The sequence below is a fragment of the Selenomonas sp. oral taxon 920 genome, assembly GCF_001717585.1.
In the GTDB taxonomy this organism is placed as follows: Bacteria; Bacillota; Negativicutes; order Selenomonadales; family Selenomonadaceae; genus Centipeda.
The window spans coordinates 111,286-131,059 of the sequence record NZ_CP017042.1; the positions used below are offsets into that span (position 1 = coordinate 111,286).

Here is a 19,774-nt window from a genome sequence, read left to right on the forward strand (position 1 = left end):
ATTAAAAAGGAGGAAATGCGATGAAGATTGTTGTACTCGACGGATATACGGAGAATCCGGGGGATATCAGCTGGGCGCCGCTGGAGGCGCTTGGCGCTGTGACGGTCTATGACCGCACGGCATACGAGGAGTCGCCGCTGATCGCGGAGCGCATCGGCGATGCGGAGGTCATCGTTATCAACAAGACCCCGATCTCGAAGGCGACAATGGACAAATGCCCGAATCTGAAGGCAATTGCGGTCCTTGCGACGGGCTATAATGTTGTGGACTACGAATACGCGCGCACGAAGAATATCCCTGTCATGAATGTGCCTGTGTATGGCACGGACAATGTCAGTCAGTTCGCGATCGGGCTTCTGCTTGAGGCGTGCTCGCACATCGGCGATCATGACCGCTCCGTCCATGCGGGTGAATGGGCATCGAATCCGGACTGGTGCTACTGGCACCATCCGATGATCGAGGTCAGCGGAAAGACGGCGGGGATCATCGGGCTTGGACGTATTGGCGTCAATACGGCGAAGGTGCTGCGTGCACTCAACGTACGCGTGATCGCGTGTGATGCACACGAGTCGGACGCAGGGCGTGCAGTTGCCGAATACGTCAGTCTCGATGAACTCCTCGCACAGTCGGACTTCATCTTCCTGCACTGCCCGCTCTTCCCGGCGACGGAGGGTATCATCAATGCGGCGAATATCGCGAAGATGAAGGATGGTGTCATTCTCATCAACAACAGCCGCGGTCCTCTCGTGGTGGAGGCGGATCTCGCGGCGGCGCTGAACAGCGGCAAGGTCGCGTGCGCAGCGCTTGATGTGGTGTCGACGGAGCCGATCAAGGCGGACAATGTCCTGCTCACGGCGAAGAACTGCATCATTACACCGCATATCTCATGGGCGACGAAGGAGGCGCGCGAGCGCATCATGCAGACCACGGCGGACAACGTGAAATCGTTCATTGCCGGGAAGCCCGAGAATGTTGTGAACTGAGGACGTTCCGATATCATAAAAGCCTGTTTGGAGGAATACGCTCCAAACAGGCTTTTTTCGGAAACTATGTTTGACTTTCAGGCGGGATGTGCCATATAATAAGCGTGGAACGTCCCAGGCCTTGTGGCGGTATCTTTCCCCCGAAAGGGGGTGAGTGAGATGACGGAAGCTGACGCAATCGCATTGCTTGTTGTAGCGACCGGGTACATTCTTGCGACAACCCAAAAGAAATAACCGCCCATTCTGACCAATGAGCGGTTGTTGTAAAACAATGAACGATTATCGGAAAGATGCCGTCATAGGACGTTTCTTTCTACGCCTATTATAACAGGCAACCACGCTTTTGACAAGCATGAATACGCTATGATGGGGAAAATGATGTAGAAAAGGAGTGATCATCATGAATCTGCGCAGCGATGCAGACGCAATTATCAAGGAGTGTCTCGCGGCGGTTCTGCCCGACGCGGCTGTGAAAAAGGCGCTTGCGGGGCACGTATTCGCGTCGGGGCGCATTGTGCTCGTCGCGGTGGGCAAGGCGGCGTGGCAGATGGCGCGCGCAGCGGCGGATGTGCTTGGGGAGCGCATCGACACGGGGGTTGTGATCACAAAATACGATCATGTCATGGGCGAGATCCCGCGCGTTTCGTGCATGGAGGCGGGGCATCCCGTGCCGGATGAGAACTCGTTTGCGGCGACGCGTGCGGCGCTGCGTCTCACGGAGAACCTTACGGCGGACGATACGGTGCTCTTCCTCCTCTCGGGCGGCGGGAGCGCACTCTTCGAGCAGCCGCTGATCCCCGCCGGGGAGCTGGCGGAGCTGACGCATGCGCTCCTCGCATCGGGTGCGGACATCGTTGAGATGAATACCCTCCGCAAGCGCATGAGCGCGGTCAAGGGCGGCCGGTTCGCGGAGCACTGTGCGCCCGCACATGTATTCTCGATCGTTCTCAGCGACATCCTCGGCGACCCGCTCGACATGATCGCCTCAGGCCCCGCGCATCCCGATGCCTCGACCGCAGAGGATGCGCACCGCGTCGTGGAGAAATACCATCTCAGCCTCTCGGCAGAGGCTGCGGCACTCCTCGACAGTCCCCTGCCGACGGCGCTGCCGAATGTCACGACGCAGATCACGGGCAGCGTGCGCGAGCTCTGCACGGCGGCGGCACGGGCAGCAGAGCAGCGCGGCTACACGCCCGTCCTCCTCACCGATCAGCTGAACTCTGAGGCACGCGAGGCGGGACGCTTCCTCGCCGCGATTGCACGCACACACGCGGACGATGGATCATTCGCATACATCGCAGGCGGTGAGACCGTGGTGCAGCTCAAAGGGAAGGGACGCGGCGGACGCAATCAGGAGCTCGCCCTTGCCGCAGCGGAAGGCATTGCAGGGCTCGATAACGTCGCCGTATTCAGCGTCGGGAGCGACGGCACTGACGGCCCCACAGATGCGGCGGGCGGCTATGTCGACGGCGGCACACAGGCGGCACTCGCACGCGAGGGACGGAGCGCGGCAGCGGCACTCGCGGAGAATGATGCCTACCCCACGCTCAACGCCGTCGGCGGACTCATCATGACGGGGCCCACGGGCACGAATGTGAACGATGTTGCGGTACTGCTCGTGCGCGGGTAATCCGGTCGAAAATTGAGGAAAGACCTCGTCGGCGATTGTGCGGGCGGGGTCTTTGTGTTCGACGGACAAAAGCCGGGGCGTGCGATTGACCGCAGCGCGCGGAGACCTTATAATTGAGAAAGGAAAAGGAGGGACACATGGCAGCTTTCGAGGAGATCCTGACGCAGCGTGCCGCAGAGGCGGGACTGTTGCTGACGGATGCACAGATCGCGCAGTTCGCCGTCTACCATGAGATGCTCATCGACTGGAACACGCGGATGAATCTGACGGCGCTGACATCACCCGAGGATGTGGCGGTGAAGCATATCATCGACAGCCTGACGGCGTACGATGCCGCGCTGTTCGATGGGGCAAAGACGCTCATTGACGTAGGGACGGGCGCGGGGCTGCCGGGCATTCCCCTCGCGGTCGCGGCGCCGCACATCTGCGTGACGCTGATGGATGCGCTCCAGAAACGCGTGCGCTTCCTCACGGAGGTGACGCGTGCGATGGGGCTCACGAATACGGCCTGCATACACGCGCGTGCGGAGGAGGCGGCGCGTCAGCCCGCGCATCGTGAGCACTACGACATCGCGGTGAGCCGTGCGGTGGCGCGCATGCCGGTGCTGCTCTCGTACACGCTGCCGCTGGTGCGTGTGGGCGGGACGCTGCTCGCCCTGAAGGGGCGCGCGTACGCCGAGGAGGCGGCAGAGGGCGCAGCGGCGGCGAGGACGCTCGGCGGCGGCGCGATCACTGCGCGGCCCGTGCGTCTGCCGGGGCTGGACGATGTGCGCGCGATTCTCTCGGTGCGCAAGGAGCGCCCGACACCGAAGGGATATCCGCGGCGGCAGGTGAAATAGGAGGCGTACACAACGCAAATAATTTCTTTAACAAAGGATTTATCTTCTTTGTGTCGAATAGATAAAAACGAGTATGCGTGTATTTGCTGCGCCGATTTTCGGCGCGGCAGGTGAATAGGAACACGAGTCGATAAGGGGATGACGTGATGAAACGATGGAGAGGTCTGGCACTCGGTACGCTGACCGCCGTCCTGCTGTCCGCACCGTTCGCGGAGGCTGCGGAGGATACGGCAAAGGAGCCGGCAGCTGTGCAGGAGCCGGCGGGTGAACCGCAGGTGACGTCGCTCGCTGACCGTATGGAATCGCTGCACGCAGCGGAGCGCAGTGATAAGGCAGCGGCAGCAGAGGAGAAGGCTGCCGCGAAGGCAGAGAAGAAAGCTCAGAAGGCGGCTGCCCGCGCGGAGAAAAAGGCGGCGAAGGAAGCGGCGAAGCGCGAAAAGGCTGCACGCTACAAGACCCTGTTTGAGGACAACGGGTTTACCTACTACATGGATTCGCAGAATACGCGGTGGATTCCGCGTCCGTACCGCCCGACGGAGCAGATCCTCGATGTGTGGGTCCGTCTGGTCGAGAACCATGAGGGAGAGCCGGTGGCGGAGGATGGGAAGATCCGTCCGGCAAAGTATTTCCTCGAGCACTACTACATCAGTCCGTCGCAGCGTGAGATCATGTTCATCTCGGAGCTGGAGGTCACGGGACGTCCCGAGAACGCAGTGAAGGAGCGGCCCTATGATCCGAACAACTGGGAACACCTCGTGCCCGGCTCGATTGAGGATTCACTCTTCGAGGCGATCACGGCGCGGGTGAAGCAGCCCGGCAAGCGGGGCGGCATTCTCAGCGGGACAAGCGGCATGAGCGCGCGCGACATGGTAGAGGAGTACGCCCGTATTTCGCTCTAAGGAAAACCTGATAAATTCAGCTTTCGTCTCTTGATGCATCGTTTGTCCGCACTTCTGCGGAAAACCCTATGCAGACGGCTGCGCTGCGTTCGGTTTTTCGCCTTGTTCGGGCGCAACAATCTACACATCGACAGGCTTCATTTTATCGGTACTTCCCTAAATGAACTCAGTAAGTGGAAAGGGAGGGGCTCATTTGGCGGAACAATACGGGGAACGTGACCTGTGTCAGGTGACGGGGCTTCTCAATATGATGCAGTTTATGCGCCTCGCGTCCGTGCACCTGCAGGACCCGTTGGCGGAGCCGCTGACGTTCCTATATTTCGACATCGAGAATTTCAAGAGCTTCAATCAGCGCTACGGCTTCCAGCAGGGCAATCGGCTCCTGCGGTACGTGGCGGATCTCCTGCGCGAGATCTTTGAGGGGGACCTCGTCGCGCGGCTTAACGACGACCACTTTGCGGTGGCAACGCAGAGCGGGAATGCCGGCGACTGCATCCAGTTCATCCATGAGCGTGTGCGCGTCTATGATATGGGACTGCCGATGGAGGTAAAGGCGGGGATATACTGTCCGCCGCAGGGCGTAACGGATGTCGCGCTCATCATGGACCGCGCGAAGATCGCGTGCAACAGCATCAAGAATACGTACGATCTGACGTGGGCGGAGTTCGACCCCGCGATGGAGGAGGAAATCAATTTCCGCAGTCACATCATCCGCTCGTTCCAAGAGGCGATGATCGATGGCTGCATCGAGGTCTACTATCAGCCGGAGATCCGTGTGATGACACGTGAGATCTGTGGGTTCGAGGCGCTCGCGCGGTGGCGCGACCCTGTGCATGGGATGATCTCGCCGGGGGTGTTCGTGCCCGTGCTCGAGGACGCGCATCTCTCGCCGCAGCTCGACCTCTACATCATCGAGCGTGTCTGTCAGGACATGGTGCAGATCCGCCGCGATATCCCGGACTGGGAACTGCTGCGCGTGTCGGTGAATCTCTCACGCGCGGATTTTCGCCTGATGGATATGGTGCAGGCGGTCGAGGATGTCCGTCTGCGCTACAACGTGGCGCGGTCGATGCTCAACATCGAGGTGACGGAGGGCGCACAGAGCGATGATGAGAAGTTCCTGCAGGGGGAGATCGCACGGTTCCGCGCGGCAGGCTACGAGGTCTGGATGGACGACTTCGGCAGCGGTTACTCCTCGCTGAACAATCTCAAGGACTATGTCTTTGACGTGCTGAAGATCGACATGAATTTCCTGCGCTCATTCGAGACGAATCCGAAGGCTGCGATCGTCATTCGCACGATTGTCAATACGGCAAAGGAGCTTGGGATGCACACGCTCGCAGAGGGCGTGGAGACGGAGGAACAGTTTGCGTTCCTCCGTGAGATCGGCTGCGAAAAGGTGCAGGGGTATCTGTTCAGTCCGCCGATGCCGTTCGACAAGGCGGCTGCCTACTGCCATGGGGAGACAGCACAGGTAAAGGTGGAGCCGCTGCGCCTCGGCAGCTACTATACGGAGATCGGTGCGATCAACGTGCTCTCAAGTGCGCCGCTTGAACGGCGCGGTTCGCCCGAGATCGGGGATGCGCTCTCTCTTGCGCTGCTGGAGGAATGCGATGGGGAGTTTCGCTATCTCTATCAAAGCAAGATGTTCAAGATGTTCCTCCAGAGCATCGAGTTGGATGAGGACAGTGCACATACACCGCATTACGAGCGGCGCAAGCGGCAGAATGAGCGCATGATCATGCGCATGATGGAGGAGGCCGACCGCACGGGGCGTGAGGTCTATACGGACTTTATCACGCGCAACTCGTTCAACTCGGTGCGGCTGCGTCTCGTGACGCGCGATGTGGACGATACGCGCGCCGTGTTCCTGATGGCGACGGTGAATATCTCGCGCTTTTCTCCCGAGGCGGGCTCGATGCAGGAGGCGCTGAACCAGATCGTGGCGCTCTATGACCGTGTGGATCTCTTCGATCTCGCCTCGCGCAAGGTGATGCAGCTCTACCGCGATGTCTATGAGCCGAACTATACGCAGGCATATGGGCATTTCGAGGAGATTATCGCGCTCTATGCCGAGGAGAAGATTTTCCCGCCCGAGCAAAAGCTGTTCAAGAAATTCTACAGCGAGAAGCATCTGTGCGCCGTTCTTGAGGATAAGACGGGGCGCGAGGAGGTTGCGGTACTGTTTCACAAGCAGCTGCCGGAGGACGGGCGTGCACTGCGGCTGCACCATCTCGTGCCGTTCCGGCTCGGGCAGCGTGACTATGTGATCTCGTGCGTGCAGACGATCAATGAGAATATCATCACCGCGGTGACGGCGGCGCTTGCGGAGGATGAGGAGTAGGGGATATCAGCCTTCCCTCACCGCAGCGAGCCGCCTGAGGCGTCATGAATGCCTGTGCAAAACCTAGCAAACGCTGATAAAACAGAACCCCCAATGAGCACTTGAGCGATCGAGTGCTCTTTTTGTATCCATCCGTGTGATACGCATTTTGCATCATATGTTTCTTTTTGTTATACTTCTTTTGACGAAACAAATGTTTGAAGGAGGCGTACAACATGAAGGAACGAACGAAAGAGATGCCGGTGTGCGGCCGCGGAGAGTACGCGCCGCTCACGAAGGCGGAGGAGGATGTGCTGATCGCGCGTGCGGTGCGCGGAGAAGCGAGTGCGGCGGCGGAGATGCACGCGCGGTATCGGGGGCTGATCGTCAGCGAGTCACGTGCCTCGTATCTCCGAAATGCGGCACTCGCGGCAGATGCGGAGAATATCGCGGTACTCGCGTTCATCGAGGCGCTGCATGACTACGACCCGAAGCACGGCGCACCGTTTGCGGGCTTTGTGAAGGGACGTGTTCACCACGCGCTCTATACGGAGTTTCGCCGCGAGCGGCGGCTCTGGGAGCGGACGTGTCACCCCGAGCAGAGTGCAGAGGGGCGCGATGTGTGGGAGCGCTGCGGCGGTGTGGAGGATGCGGCGGAGCGCTGCGATCTGCGGCTCTTCGTGCGCGGACTCCTGCGGGATGTGATGCATCGCCTGACGGAGCGCGAGAAGGAGATCCTCACACTGCACTACTTCCGCGATCTGACGCTGCGGCGGATTGCAGCACAGCTCGGCACATCGGCGAGCGCCGTCTCCAAGAGCAAGGCGAATCTGCTGCGCAAGCTGCGTGCGGCTGCGGGGGTTGCAACTCCGTGCGAAATATGCTATTCTTAGTAAAGGTAATGGATTCGTAAAGGAGATGTCCTACATGGCACAGACCAGCATTAGCATTCGCATGGACGCTGAACTGAAGAAGAGCTTTGAGAACTTCTGCGGCGCAGTCGGCATGAATATGTCCACGGCGATCAATATGTTCGCGATCGCCTGCGTGCGTGAGCAGCGTGTTCCGTTTGAGATCTCGGCGCAGCGTGCACTGCCGGGCGAGTCGCTCACGCTGTTCACGGATACGGCGTGGAGCGAAGAGGAAAACTGAACCGCAGAAGGGGGCGATGCCCCCTTATTTAGTACGATAAAAGTGTAAGTGTTGGAGAGTAATTACCTCTGACATTTGCACTTATTTTTTTGCGATTTTTTAGAGGGGATGTGACTTTTGCAACAGAGTTGGGAAGAATTCTCATCTATACTGAACACATTACTGATAGATGTTTTCAATCATATAGATGGGAGGCCTTTCCATGGCAGAAGAGAAGAAGAATGAACCGGGACATGAGTTCCTTGCACGTTTGGGCAAGACGCGGCTGCGTCCGGGTGGGCGCGAGGCGACGGAGTGGCTGCTCGGCCACGTTGACTTTACCGCAGATACGCGCGTACTCGAGGTCGCGTGCAACATGGGAACGACGATGGTCGCCCTTGCGGAGACGCACGGCTGCCGCATCACGGGGCTCGACATGAACCCGAAGGCACTGGAGAAGGCGCGTGCGAACATCGCGGCGCACGGGCTGAACGATGTGATCGACGTGGTGGAGGGAAATGCGCTCGCGCTGCCCTTCCCCGACGCGACGTTTGATGTCGTCATCAACGAGGCGATGCTCACGATGCTGCCGCGTGAGAACAAGGCAAAGGCGATTGCCGAGTACTTCCGCGTGCTGAAGCCGGGCGGCGTGCTCCTCACGCACGATGTCGCGCTGCGCGTGACGGATGAGGCGGAGGCGGCGGAGCTGCGTGCGGGCATCTCCCGTGCGATCAATGTGAACGTCGATCCGCTCCCGCATGCACTCTGGGAGAAGCTCTTCCGCGACGCGGGCTTTGCCATCGAGGTGCAGACGGGCGATATGACGCTGCTCGACCCTGCGGGGCTCGTGCGAGACGAGGGATTCGACGGTGCGATGAAGATCATCCGCAACGGGCTGCGGACGGAGAACCTCGACCGCTTCCGCAAGATGTTCAACTTCTTCTTTGACCACAACAAGGAGTTCTCGTACATCGTCGTCGTCAGCAAAAAATAGGTGGATCAGGAGAGCGAACGAAGGCGTCTATGTGTCGGACAGATGAGGAGGAATCGTATGCGAATGACAAAGCAGAGGGCTCTTGCGGCGGCGGTCGCGCTCACACTTTCGGGCACGGCACACGCCGTCTATGCAGAGGATACGCAGGCGCAGAAAGAGGGCTATGAGACAGCTCCCGTTGTGGTGACGGCATCGGGCTTTGAGGAGGATGTGCGCTTTGCGCCCGCGAGTATCTCGGTCATCAAGGCGGATGAGATCGCGCGGCGCGGCTATACAGATCTCCGTCAGGTGCTTGATATGGTGGAGGGGGTCGACACGTTCGGCGCGACGGGGCGGTTCGATACGCCTGCGGTCTCGATTCGCGGGATGGACGACGGCTATACGCTCATCCTCGTGGATGGGGTGGCGCAGGTGGGACCGGGCATCGCAGGCGGGATGATGCGCAGCTTCAACCAGCTCGCGAACACGAGCCTGCCCGCACCGAGCCAGATCGAGCGCATCGAGGTGGTGCGCGGCCCAATGTCGACGCTCTACGGCTCGGATGCGATGGGCGGTGTCATCAACATCATCACAAAGAAGGTGACGGACGAGTTCCACGGCTCTGTCTCCGTCGGCAGCATCCTTGAGACGACGGACGACAAGTCGAACACGATGAAATACAACTTCAACGTGGCGGGGCCCATTACGCGCGACAAGGTCGGGATGCAGATGCGCGGCAGCTATCTGAAACGCGGCCCGTCGGCATTCGGTGTGGACAAGGAGAAGCGCGACTACGACAACTGGAATCTCGGGACACGCGTGACCTATACGCCCGCCGCAGGGCACAGTTACTATCTCGACATCGACCGCGGGCAGAACATGCGCGACGGTGATTTTGCCCAGCGCGGCAAAATGAAGCCGCCCTCCCCGCCTGCGCCGCCGAACGCACATGTGGAGACGAAGCTCGACGGCGATGTGGCGCAGCGGTTCGACCGCATGAAGATCGTGCTCGGCGCGGAGAACAAGGTCGGCAAGGAGGGAACGTGGACGAATACCCTGTCCTTCCTGCGCAACGAGATGCACCTCGATGCAGATATGACGGGGACGGCAAAGCCGAATATCCTGCCGCTGCGCATTCCGATCCGCTCACAGATCCGCAACAACGTAAAGAATGACTTTGTGACGTTCGATACGAAGTATGTCACGCCGCTCGGCGACGATCACACACTCGCGGTGGGGGCACGCTGGCAGCGCGAGGGCGTGGACTACCATCTGAAGCGGACGATTGCGCCGACGGGCTGGGCTCCGCCGATGTTTGCCAATATGATGCGTCAGCGCAGCTCAAACGACAACGGCAGTCTCTCGCGTTCGAGCTGGGCACTCTACGGCGAGGATACGTGGGCGCTCACGAAGAAGCTCGTCTTTACCTATGGTCTGCGCTACGATCATCCCGAGGACTACGACGACAATCTCAGCCCGCGCGGCTACCTCATCTATATGCCGAACCGCAATTTCACGGTGAAGGGCGGCATTGCGACGGGCTACAAGGCTCCGACGATGCTCCAGTCTGCGCCCGTGGACATCCACCTCAATATCACGGGCGAGATCTATCGCGGCAATACGGGACTGAAGCCGGAGAAGTCGACGACGGAGGAAATCGGGTTCTACTACCACAACGAGCACGATACGGATGCCCACGTGACGTTCTTCCACACGGATTTCAAGAACAAGATCGACCTCAGTGATGCGGTGAATGTCGCGGGCATCGGTGCCGTCCGCACCTACGAGAACGTAGGCAAGGCACGCATCCACGGCATAGAAGTCGGGACGAAGTTCGCGATCGCGCCAAAGGTGACGGCGGGGCTGAACTGGACGCTGCTCACCAGTCAGATAAAGAGCGGCAAGAATGTCGGTCAGCCGCTGCGCTCCACACCGAAGCAGGCGGTCAACCTCAAACTTGACTGGATGCCGACGGATGCAACGGATGTCTGGCTCAGTGCGCAGTACCGCAGCGGGATGTACCGCTCGAAGCAGGCAGCGGGGATCGCCTCGCACTATCGTCCGTTCACCGTCCTCAACATGGGTGTGACGCACAAGCTGCGTGACGGGCTCTCCGTACAGTTTGCCGTCAACAATCTGCTGAACCGCAACTTTGATCAGACATCGATGGCGGCGGACGGCACGAAGTACGGTGACTACTATGACGAGATCGACGCAGACGGCATCGCGGGCGGCTCCTATATCTCCCGCCGCAGCTACTGGCTTGGTCTGACATACGATTTCTGATGATCGAATAAAAAAGAAGCTGCCTCCACCGAAAATAAATCGGCGGAGGCAGCTTCTTTATATTAATAAAATAAATAACGATAAATATATATAAATACATATAAAAAGAAAACAATTAGGAAAAATAGTTTAAGCCGTGTACGCTATTTCGTGCATGACGCTCTGCAATCCATGCCTTGAGGCGGGCGGGATCGCTGTTCAGCACGAGTTCCTCTGGGAACTCGATGTCCTCCAGAATGGCGTGCGTATGGCTGTGCTCGCCGACATCAATGTCGATGTGTGCGTCGCTGCCGATGAGGATGTGTGCGCCGTGACGGCGGCAGGCGGCGAGAAGATCCCGTGCGAGGAGTTCCGAGCCCTTGCGCGGGCCGTCCGGGTTGTGCGAGGCGTTGTTTGCCTCGATGAGGACGTGCTCTGCGGCGGCTGCACGGGCAAGCGCATCGAAGTCCACGGGATAGGCGGGGTTGTCGGGGTGTCCGATGACCGTGACGTAGGGATTTGCCATCGCACCGAGGAGGGCGCGCGTATTCTCCTCCTGCGTGCCGGGTGCAATCACGATGTCATGCAGGCTCGCGATGGCGTAGTGCATCTTTTGCAGGACACGTTCGGGCAGATCGACGCGGCCATCGTAGTCCATGACGTTCAGCTCCGCGCCCATGATGATGTCGATGCCGTAGGCGGCGGGGCGGATGACCTTGAAGTTGCGAAAGTACATCTCGTGGAAGGTGCCGGGCAGTGCGGGCGCATGGTCGGAGATGCCGACGAGGGCGAGCCCCTTCTCCTTTGCCATCATCGCGATCTCACGGATCGTGCTGTAGGCGTGCATACTGGCGATGCTGTGCGTGTGGATATCGATGATGTCGGTCATGAAAATTCCTTTCTAAAAACGCCCCGCAGCACAGGCTGCGGGGCGTTTCTGTATGCGCTTAGAGTTTGAACTTGTTCGTAGTGTTCTGGAGGTCGGTCGCGAGCATGGCAAGCGACTGGGATGCCGAGGCGATCTCCTCGCTCGATGCGGACTGCGACTGGGACGAGGAGGAGATGTTCTGCATGTGATCTGCTGTTTTCTCCGTGATCTCGTTGACCATGGTCGCGGACTGGACGATCTGCTGTGTGCCGCTTGTGACGGTCTGCATGGAGCTGTTGATGTCTGCTATCTGCTCCTTGATCTCCCCGACCATGTGCATGATGCTCTCGAACTGTGTACCGACCTCGCGGATGGCAGCCGTACCCGCCTGCACTTCGCTCGTACCGCTCTGCATGGCGGTGACTGCCTGTGCCGTGTCGCTCTGGACGCCCGCGATGCGCTCCTTGATCTGATCTGCTGCCTCGCGGGACTGCTCGGCGAGCTTTCGGACCTCCTCGGCGACGACGGCGAAGCCGCGCCCCGTCTCCCCTGCACGCGCTGCCTCGATGGCGGCGTTGAGGGCGAGGAGGTTGGTCTGCTCGGCGATGGCGGAGATGGTCTCGACGATCTCGCCGATCTGCTTGGAACTCTCGCCGAGCTTCTCGACGACCTCAGCAGAGCACAGAACGCTCTGCTCGATGCCGTTCATCTTTGCCATGGCGTCGTTCATGAGGCTCTCGCCTTTCGCCGCAGCGTCTGCCGTACGGACGGAGCCGTCCGCAACACGCCCTGCCTTGGAGGTGACGTTCTCGATGTCACCCGAGACGATGCCGATGTTCTTCTTTGCCTCAGCGAGGCTCTCAAGCTGTGCATCCGTGCCCTCGGCGACGTTTGCGACCGTCCCCGCGATCTCGGTGGCGGACTCTGCCATCTGATGTGCGCCTGCGGTGAGCTGTTCGGAGGCGGCGGCAAGCTGTTCTGCCGTACCCGCGACCTGTCGGATGACATCGCGGATGTTTTTCATCATCGTGTTGAAGTTCGCGGCGAGCTGTCCGAGCTCATCCCTGGAGGTGACAGGGAGATCCGACTGACTGAGGTCGCCCCGTGCGAGTGCGTCGACATGATGCATGAGGCGCTCGGTCGCACCCGTGATGGTCGCGGCGAAGCGAAGGAGGGCAAAGATGATGCCCGCAACGAGCAGGATGCCGAGGGCCGTCAACCCTGCGTAGGTCACTTTGAGACTTGCAAGCTGTGCAAAGGCGATGCGCTCGGGGACGGCGATGGCGACGATCCAGCCTGTGGACGGGACAGTTGCGTAGGCGATGATCTGCTCCTCGCCGTCCTTCTCCATGGCGAAGTAGCCCTGCTTTTTCTGCAGCATTTCAGAGAAATGTGCTTTGAGCACGGGATTCTCCTCGACCTTGTGCATTGCCATGCCTTCGGTGGAGGCGATGATGAGACCGTCCTGCTCGACAACAATGCCCGCGCCCTCACCGTGGAATTTCACTTCCTTGACACGGTCAGAAAGCGCATCGAGTGCGATATCGGAGACAACGACACCGCGGAATGCGCCGTCCGCACCCTGATATGGGGCCGCGATGGAGACAACGGTCTTCTTGGAGATGGCATCCTGATAGACAGGGGTAATGATGGTCTTGCCCGCCGCTTTGGCATCCCGATACCACGGGCGGTCGAGCGGGTTGAACTCGCCCGTGAGGTTGCCGTCCGAGTAGCTGATGAAGCGCGCGTCTTCCGCACCGTAAGCAAGGTCGATCAGTTCCTTGTCCCCTGCGGCAAGGCTCATGATCGACGGGTTCATCTCGATGGGATTACCGTCGAGTGCGGACACCAGATTTGCAGCACTCTCTGTACGCTGCACCTTGCGCGACATCCATGCGTCCATCTTCTCTGACTCGACGTGCAGCGCGGCGTTGATCTCTCCTGATACGCTCTCCTCAAGTGCGGTCTGTGCCTTGTAGTAGCCGATGCCGCAGATCGCTGCAACGAGCAGCGCCATGAGCGTTCCCATCAGGAGCAGCTTTTGTTTAATACCCAAATTCCGATCTTCCTTTCATAGTTTTTTTTGTTAACTATAATATTATACTTTTTTAAGATAGGAATCAAGGAATTTTGTTGCGCGATATCAAAAATATAAAGAAACCTGCCTATAATAAAGAAAATTTTGAAAAACTATGATTGCATCGCGTGGGAAGATGTGGTAGGATGGGGCGGTATTTGCAGAGGAACAGTGCGCTGGTGCGGCGGTTCCGATGATGCCGCGGAGAATCATTGACCTCCGACGGTGAAAATGGTATAGGAGGTTCATCATGCAGGATGAAAGCAAGGCGGCGGACGCCATCGCCCGTGAGGCGAGGCGTACCGCTGCGGCAGGTGTTCTCTTCGCCGTGCTTTGGACGGCGCTTGGCTTCGGGCTCGCAGAGGTCGATGTGACGATCGCGGGCTTCCCGCTCTGGGCAGTCACGTCGACGGTCGGCGTACTGATCGTGGGGGCGGTGCTCGCCGTGTACCTCGCGTGCACGGCGGAGGACGTTCCCCTCGATGAACGCGGAGAGGGGGCGGCGCGATGAGCGGCAATCTCATGGTGCTCTTGCCGCTTCTCGGCTTCATGGCGGCGATGCTGGCACTCGGTGTCTATGTGCGGCGGCAGAGCCACGCGGGCGGATTCCTCGCGGGGTACTTCGTCGGCGGGCAGTCGCTCGGCGCATTCGTGCTCGCAATGACAATGGTTGCGACGTACAGTTCCGTCAGTTCCTTTGTCGGCGGGCCCGGCATGGCGTACGAGATCGGCTTCGGCTGGATCTATATGGCAGTCATTCAGACCATGACGATCTTCCTCGTGCTCGGCATCTTCGGCAAGAAGGTTGCTCGGCTCGCGCGGCGCATTCACGCCGTCACGATTGTCGATATCATCCGCTGCCGCTATCGCTCGGACGCGCTCGCAGCGCTCGCGGCATTTGCCATTGTGATTTTCTTTGCCGCGTCGATGGTCGCGCAGTTTGTCGGCGGGGCACAGCTCTTTGCCGCCGTCACGGGCTACAGCTATGAACTCGGACTGGTGCTCTTCGGAATCGTAGTTGTTGTTTATACGTCGATAGGCGGATTTCGTGCTGTTGCATTGACGGATACCTGCTGTGCGATTGTCATGATGCTCGGCATCGTCCTGCTCTTTTACTACGTGCTCGAGGCGGGGGGAGGGCTCGCGGCGATCCTCACTGAACTGCGCAGTGTACATCCCGAGATGCTGACACCGACGGCGGCGGGGCGCATGCCCGTCTCGCTCTACATCTCGCAGTGGCTGCTTGTGGGCGCGCTCACGATTGCGCTGCCGCAGTCGGTGGTGCGCGGGATCAGCTACCGGAGCAGCCGCGATATGCACCGCGCCATGATCATTGGCACGGTTGTCATTGCCTTTATGAATATTGCCGTGAATCTCGTGGGGGTGCTCGGGCGCGGCGTGCTCGGCGTGGATGCGAAGACGCTCGGGGGCGTGGACAGCGTCATTCCGCAGCTGATGGCGCAGGTGATGCCGCCCGAACTGCTCGGATTTGCGATCATCGGCCCGCTCGCGGCGTCGATCTCGACGATCTCCGGCGTGCTCATTGTCGCCTCGTCGGCGGTGGTAAAGGATGTCTACCTCCACCATCAGCAGCAGCGCGGCAGATTCGTTCCCGAGCAGACGCTGCGCCGTCTCTCCATGGGCGTGACCGCCGCACTCGGCATCATCGTGTTCGTCCTTGCGATTGCGCCGCCGTCGCTCATCTGGCTCATCAATATGTTCGCGTTCGGGGGGCTCGAGACGGCATTCTTCTGGGTCCTTGTCTTTGGTCTCTTCACCACATGGGCGCGGCGCACGGGCGCACTCGCCGCGATGGGCGGCGGCACGCTCATCTACTGCACGGCGATGGCGGCGGGATTTAAGCCCCTCGGGCTGCATCCGATCGCTGTCGGCATCACCGCCTCCTTGGTCCTCTTCCTCGCGGGGTGTTGGTGGGAGCGGCGCAGAGAGGCTTGACAAGGTTTTTCAGTGTGAGTATAATAAAGACACGAAAGAGTGACTGACGAGTGGGTACGTCGGTCTCTCCCTAGAATTGAAATATTCTTGAAGAAGGAGCCGACGTGAACCGCGGACGGTTCTTTTTTCTGCCTACAATTGAAGCAGATTGAAAATGATGCTGGTTAGGAGTGTCAACACTGCAACCAGAAGCGACAGCTTTTCATAAAGTGTCACACGCATCACCTCCCACGAGGGAGGCCGAACCTCATCAGTCACCTATTGTTAGTATAGCACAAAGTTTCGAAAGACGGAAGAGACGCACAGCCTTTTTCGTCTTTTTGTTCGTCTATGACTCCTCAACCACAAGCGGCAGAAAGTACGCCTCCGTGCCCGCGATCTCGGCGGGGGAGAAGCGTGCGCCGACAGCGGAGGGCGTGTCAAAGAGCATGAAGCACGAGAGCGTCAGAAAGCCCTCGATTGTACCCGAGTCGACCGTATGGACGAAGCGGGGCTGACGGACGAAGTCCTGATACATCGCAGCGCGGCTTGTGCGGCAGATGATCTCGTCCGCGTTGTCGGGCCGCTTCTCATGCACTGTCGCCGCGCGTTCCCCGCACTTCTCAACCAGGCGGACATTCTTCCCCTCGCGCCCCCAGATCTCCTTGCGGATGTATGTGCCGTCACGGAGCGCATCGAAATCCTCCTCGAAGTACGATGGCACGAGATAGCCCTCCACGAGTGCACACTCAGCGGGTGTAAAGAACTGTCCCGTCCGCGCGAGCGCATAGACGAGCGCCATGAAGGACTTGTTCTGCAGGAGGATCGCCTCGGGCGGATTCATCAGCGCGAATTTCCCTGCCTTATACAGATCCAGAAACATTGTTCCGAGCGGTTCCCCGTCTGCCGTTCGCTCGTCGATCAGAATCTCCATCGGGTGCAGTCGATAGAGCGCAGATGTATATAAATTGTCTGCAAGCGGAATGCCGTGCGCGTCAAGCTCCATCTCATAGAACGAGAGGAAGCGGATATCGCCGTGCGGCGTGCCTTCCTGCATCAGATGCAGGAGAAACAGCGTCGTTGCCAGATCCTCGGGGTAGTCGTCAAAGCAGCTGAACACGAAGGGACGGTGCGTGAGTGTACGGCAGCCGAGATTGGCGACGGGGGCGGCGAGACGGCTGTGGATGCGCGCGAGGAAATCCCGCAGCTGTGCCTGCATCCCTGCGTTCGGGTTGCGCCGGCCGTGATACTCTGCCGCGACGCCGTTTGCATAGAACGATTCCACAATAAAACAGGGCGTATCCGCATTGATCTCGACCATGCGGATACGCCCTTTCGCATCGAGGACAAAGTCGAAGCGCGAGAGCCATGTCGGAAGCCCGAACGCATTCGGTACGCGCAGATAGGGGACCAGCTCACGCGGCAGATCCATCGCGCGCGCGAAATCGTCGGGCGCATTTTGCAGCACCTGCGCGGCCTTGCAGAAGACGCGGAACAGGCCTGTCGATGCCGCGCGCATCTCGTCGTAGAACTCCTGCGGAAATGTCTGCACGGTATGCGTCGGGTAGCGGTCGGCATAGTCACCGTATTGGATGTAGGTGAAGATCGTCGGATCAAGTGCGTCGATGTAGCTTTCTTTGGTCATGCGATTCACCGTTATGATCCTCCCGAGGAGCGGATGCCCGCCTGCCCAAAGCCGGATCTGCGGCTCACTTCGCCCGACTTCCCGCTTTTCTTTTCGTTGTATCTGCGCCCCGCATAGCCGTGATTTACCACATGTGTATGTGCGCCTGTGCCGGATACGGTATATTTTTCGGGAAGCGGCGAGAGCGGCGTGTTTGCGCGGTAGGTCATGTGCGCGAGGTCCATCGTGCCGCCCGCGTAGGAAAATCCGTGAAATGCGAAATAGTTCGGTGCGAGGGGCGCGAGGAGGCTCGCCGTGCCGAAGAGCCAGACGAGATCGCCCGCGCCGTTGTGACGGAAGGTGACGGCGGTGCTGTCATCGTAGAGCGCCGTCTCCGTCCCGTCACCGTTGTTGAGCAGGGTATAGCGGCGGTCACAGGAATCGGCAAGCCGCGCCTCGCCTGCATTCCACTCGGGATGTACAGCCTCGGCGATGGAAAATGCAATGTCGTGACGATAGACATACGCTGCACCGAGTGCTCCGACCGAGGCAAATGCAGCGGCGAGGATGGCGGCCTTGCGCCCCATGTTTTCCATGCAGAGCCTCCTCAGTGCACCGCGCCGCTGATGACAAGCGACAGTCCGACGAAGATGCCGAACACGAAGATGCCTGCCGCCGTATTGCCGCGCCGGATCTCGGCGGCAAGCTTATATTTGCGGTGCCAGGCGTTGATGACAAAGAAGCCGATGATAAAGAAGAGGATGCCGGCAGCAGCGTAGACGACGCTCGCGACAACGCCCTGCACAAAGTCCAATGCCATTGCATCGGACGCGGGGGATATGATGACGGCGCGCAGGATCTCGCCGATGCCGATGAACGAGCCTGCAGAGAGCCACGCGACCGCGCGGTTGCCTCGCCGAATCTCCTCGGCGAAGTCGCCGGGGATGAAGAAGTCAATCACGATGTTGGCGAGGATCATAAGCAGGATGCCGAATGCGGCGTAGAATACGGTGAGCATGAGATCGGGCAGGTAGATCATGAGTGTTCTCCTATCGTCAGTTGGCAAGATGAAGATTGCGGCGCAGCGCACCATCCGTCGCGTGCGGCACGCTCTCTGTAGGCGCTGGGGTCACGGGTGCAGCAGTTGGGGTAGGCGTGGGAATGGGCGACGCCGCCTCATCCTCTGCCACCACTGCCGTCCGCCCACGCTCATTGCCTGAGCGAACCAGCGCGGCGTAGCGGAGCAGCACTGCATCCCGGTCACGGTAGGTCTCTGCGGGCGGCGGAATGGGGATAGGCGCGGAAGGGGCGCGCACATCGCTCAGAACGATGCGTGTCGTGCCATCGGGCGCGGGCACAATATGCGCGATCTCCATCCGTGCGCGCAGGACAAGTGCGACCTCTGCGTCCACAGTATCGAGCGTCACATCCTGTACCTCACCGTCGAGTCCCTCGATGAGGTCGAGGGCGATCGTGCCCGCATCCATCTGCGCCGTATAGATGCGTGCAGCGCCCTCATCCTGCTCCTCTGTATAGTAGGGCGCATCCGAGAGGCGCTCATGCAGGGCGTAGGGCACGCCGACGAAGCTGCGGAAATTGTGCCAGCTGCGCGCATCGAGGTCGGTTACACCGTCGAAGAGGCTGAGGACACAGAAGACCCCAAAAACGATAGCGACATATCCAGCGGCTTTGGAAAGCACCTGTTTCATGGAAAACGTAAGATTGCGCAGACGTGCGACGGTGCTCGTCTCATCGGCAGCGATGTCAGTAGCGGCTATCTTTCGCCCCGCAGAGCAGCTTTTCGTGCCGCTCCAGTTCTCGACAAAGAATGTTGCAGTCCCGTCCGCGCTTTCGTACTGTTCGTACTTCGCCTCATCGCCGACCGAGGCATCCGTATCACCCCACACGCCCGTCACAACCTGCGTGCCGGAGTCGTGCAGATAGTAGCCGCGCGGCGGCTTGCTCCCCACAGCAGCGGTGGAGAGACTGCACGACAGTCCGCCGTCCGAGATACTCAGCCATGTGCGGGCATTGCTCTCCGTCGTGATAAGACCGTACTCCGTCCATACATCGTCGGATGTTTTCTCCTTGTAGTGGATCTTCTCTGCGACGATATAGGATTTCCCCTCGATTCGCAGCCCCGTCCAACAGTCGAAATCCATGCACGCACCTCCCTTTATTATTTTACTATAGCTTAGTTTTTTTACAAGAAGATAAGGAAATGCGG

Annotated in this window: 17 protein-coding genes; 11 read left to right on the forward strand and 6 right to left on the reverse strand. The window is 59.5% G+C overall.

Features of this window, described 5'->3' with window-relative positions:
• The first annotated feature begins 20 nt into the window (after positions 1 to 20).
• The 9 genes from BCS37_RS00475 to BCS37_RS00515 all read left to right on the forward strand — a co-directional run bounded on the left by BCS37_RS00475 (position 21) and on the right by BCS37_RS00515 (position 11,064).
• A complete protein-coding gene (locus tag BCS37_RS00475; RefSeq protein WP_069179639.1) occupies positions 21 to 983 on the forward strand; it encodes a D-2-hydroxyacid dehydrogenase in 963 nt (320 codons plus the stop codon).
• A gap of 400 nt (positions 984 to 1,383) precedes the next feature.
• Complete coding sequence (locus BCS37_RS00480; protein ID WP_069179640.1) at positions 1,384 to 2,613, forward strand: glycerate kinase type-2 family protein; 1,230 nt, start codon at positions 1,384 to 1,386, stop codon at positions 2,611 to 2,613.
• 137 nt (positions 2,614 to 2,750) lie between these two features.
• A complete protein-coding gene (gene rsmG / locus BCS37_RS00485) occupies positions 2,751 to 3,452 on the forward strand; it encodes a 16S rRNA (guanine(527)-N(7))-methyltransferase RsmG (protein WP_069179641.1) in 702 nt (233 codons plus the stop codon).
• Positions 3,453 to 3,598: 146 nt separating this feature from the next.
• Complete coding sequence (locus tag BCS37_RS00490) at positions 3,599 to 4,351, forward strand: hypothetical protein (protein ID WP_069179642.1); 753 nt, start codon at positions 3,599 to 3,601, stop codon at positions 4,349 to 4,351.
• A gap of 160 nt (positions 4,352 to 4,511) precedes the next feature.
• Positions 4,512 to 6,695 (forward strand): putative bifunctional diguanylate cyclase/phosphodiesterase, encoded by a 2,184-nt coding sequence (locus BCS37_RS00495; protein ID WP_069179643.1) that lies wholly within the window; start codon positions 4,512 to 4,514, stop codon positions 6,693 to 6,695.
• Between the two features lie 215 nt (positions 6,696 to 6,910).
• Entirely contained in the window at positions 6,911 to 7,567 is a 657-nt protein-coding gene (locus tag BCS37_RS00500; RefSeq protein ID WP_069179644.1) for a sigma-70 family RNA polymerase sigma factor, read from the forward strand.
• A 34-nt stretch (positions 7,568 to 7,601) separates the two neighbouring features.
• Positions 7,602 to 7,826 (forward strand): type II toxin-antitoxin system RelB/DinJ family antitoxin, encoded by a 225-nt coding sequence (locus tag BCS37_RS00505; RefSeq protein ID WP_069179645.1) that lies wholly within the window; start codon positions 7,602 to 7,604, stop codon positions 7,824 to 7,826.
• Positions 7,827 to 8,028: 202 nt separating this feature from the next.
• Complete coding sequence (locus BCS37_RS00510) at positions 8,029 to 8,799, forward strand: class I SAM-dependent methyltransferase (protein ID WP_069179646.1); 771 nt, start codon at positions 8,029 to 8,031, stop codon at positions 8,797 to 8,799.
• Between the two features lie 57 nt (positions 8,800 to 8,856).
• On the forward strand, positions 8,857 to 11,064 hold the full coding sequence (locus BCS37_RS00515) for a TonB-dependent receptor domain-containing protein (protein ID WP_237142716.1): 2,208 nt from the start codon (positions 8,857 to 8,859) through the stop codon (positions 11,062 to 11,064).
• Positions 11,065 to 11,179: 115 nt separating this feature from the next.
• Here BCS37_RS00515 and BCS37_RS00520 read toward each other — a convergent pair whose 3' ends face one another.
• Entirely contained in the window at positions 11,180 to 11,932 is a 753-nt protein-coding gene (locus BCS37_RS00520) for a phosphatase (RefSeq protein WP_069179647.1), read from the reverse strand.
• A 58-nt stretch (positions 11,933 to 11,990) separates the two neighbouring features.
• On the reverse strand, positions 11,991 to 13,967 hold the full coding sequence (locus tag BCS37_RS00525; protein WP_069179648.1) for a methyl-accepting chemotaxis protein: 1,977 nt from the start codon (positions 13,965 to 13,967) through the stop codon (positions 11,991 to 11,993).
• 271 nt (positions 13,968 to 14,238) lie between these two features.
• Here BCS37_RS00525 and BCS37_RS00530 point away from each other — a divergent pair, with 271 nt between their 5' ends.
• Together BCS37_RS00530 and panF are read left to right on the forward strand one after the other, a co-directional pair.
• The gene (locus BCS37_RS00530) at positions 14,239 to 14,499 is read left to right on the forward strand and encodes a DUF997 family protein (RefSeq protein WP_069179649.1); all 261 of its coding nucleotides are present in this window, start codon (positions 14,239 to 14,241) and stop codon (positions 14,497 to 14,499) included.
• A complete protein-coding gene (panF, locus tag BCS37_RS00535) occupies positions 14,496 to 15,944 on the forward strand; it encodes a sodium/pantothenate symporter (RefSeq protein ID WP_069179650.1) in 1,449 nt (482 codons plus the stop codon). Before BCS37_RS00530 ends, panF begins: the two co-directional genes overlap by 4 nt.
• A 328-nt stretch (positions 15,945 to 16,272) precedes the next feature.
• On the opposite strand, the gene BCS37_RS00540 is transcribed toward panF, so the two are convergent.
• Genes BCS37_RS00540 through BCS37_RS00555 form a run of 4 tightly spaced genes read right to left on the reverse strand, consistent with a single transcriptional unit; the run spans position 16,273 to position 19,709 of the window.
• Positions 16,273 to 17,568 (reverse strand): glutathionylspermidine synthase family protein, encoded by a 1,296-nt coding sequence (locus tag BCS37_RS00540; protein ID WP_069181506.1) that lies wholly within the window; start codon positions 17,566 to 17,568, stop codon positions 16,273 to 16,275.
• Positions 17,569 to 17,579: 11 nt separating this feature from the next.
• Positions 17,580 to 18,143 carry a hypothetical protein gene (locus BCS37_RS00545; RefSeq protein WP_069179651.1) on the reverse strand — a complete coding sequence of 188 codons (564 nt, stop codon included), beginning with the start codon at positions 18,141 to 18,143 and terminating at the stop codon, positions 17,580 to 17,582.
• An 11-nt stretch (positions 18,144 to 18,154) separates the two neighbouring features.
• Complete coding sequence (locus BCS37_RS00550; protein WP_069179652.1) at positions 18,155 to 18,586, reverse strand: DUF350 domain-containing protein; 432 nt, start codon at positions 18,584 to 18,586, stop codon at positions 18,155 to 18,157.
• 16 nt (positions 18,587 to 18,602) lie between these two features.
• Complete coding sequence (locus tag BCS37_RS00555; RefSeq protein WP_069179653.1) at positions 18,603 to 19,709, reverse strand: DUF4178 domain-containing protein; 1,107 nt, start codon at positions 19,707 to 19,709, stop codon at positions 18,603 to 18,605.
• Between the last annotated feature and the right edge of the window lie 65 nt (positions 19,710 to 19,774).

Excerpts from the sequence above, each read along its gene's own strand:
- BCS37_RS00515 (WP_237142716.1), top strand. The coding sequence starts at position 8,857 with ATGCGAATGACAAAGCAGAGGGCTCTTGCGGCGGCGGTCGCGCTCACA.
- BCS37_RS00475 (WP_069179639.1), top strand. The coding sequence starts at position 21 with ATGAAGATTGTTGTACTCGACGGATATACGGAGAATCCGGGGGATATC.
- BCS37_RS00520 (WP_069179647.1), bottom strand. The coding sequence starts at position 11,932 with ATGACCGACATCATCGATATCCACACGCACAGCATCGCCAGTATGCAC.
- rsmG (WP_069179641.1), top strand. The coding sequence starts at position 2,751 with ATGGCAGCTTTCGAGGAGATCCTGACGCAGCGTGCCGCAGAGGCGGGA.
- BCS37_RS00510 (WP_069179646.1), top strand. The coding sequence starts at position 8,029 with ATGGCAGAAGAGAAGAAGAATGAACCGGGACATGAGTTCCTTGCACGT.
- panF (WP_069179650.1), top strand. The coding sequence starts at position 14,496 with ATGAGCGGCAATCTCATGGTGCTCTTGCCGCTTCTCGGCTTCATGGCG.
- BCS37_RS00480 (WP_069179640.1), top strand. The coding sequence starts at position 1,384 with ATGAATCTGCGCAGCGATGCAGACGCAATTATCAAGGAGTGTCTCGCG.
- BCS37_RS00490 (WP_069179642.1), top strand. The coding sequence starts at position 3,599 with ATGAAACGATGGAGAGGTCTGGCACTCGGTACGCTGACCGCCGTCCTG.
- BCS37_RS00500 (WP_069179644.1), top strand. The coding sequence starts at position 6,911 with ATGAAGGAACGAACGAAAGAGATGCCGGTGTGCGGCCGCGGAGAGTAC.
- BCS37_RS00550 (WP_069179652.1), bottom strand. The coding sequence starts at position 18,586 with ATGATCTACCTGCCCGATCTCATGCTCACCGTATTCTACGCCGCATTC.
- BCS37_RS00555 (WP_069179653.1), bottom strand. The coding sequence starts at position 19,709 with ATGGATTTCGACTGTTGGACGGGGCTGCGAATCGAGGGGAAATCCTAT.
- BCS37_RS00540 (WP_069181506.1), bottom strand. The coding sequence starts at position 17,568 with ATGACCAAAGAAAGCTACATCGACGCACTTGATCCGACGATCTTCACC.
- BCS37_RS00505 (WP_069179645.1), top strand. The coding sequence starts at position 7,602 with ATGGCACAGACCAGCATTAGCATTCGCATGGACGCTGAACTGAAGAAG.
- BCS37_RS00545 (WP_069179651.1), bottom strand. The coding sequence starts at position 18,143 with ATGGAAAACATGGGGCGCAAGGCCGCCATCCTCGCCGCTGCATTTGCC.
- BCS37_RS00495 (WP_069179643.1), top strand. The coding sequence starts at position 4,512 with ATGAACTCAGTAAGTGGAAAGGGAGGGGCTCATTTGGCGGAACAATAC.
- BCS37_RS00530 (WP_069179649.1), top strand. The coding sequence starts at position 14,239 with ATGCAGGATGAAAGCAAGGCGGCGGACGCCATCGCCCGTGAGGCGAGG.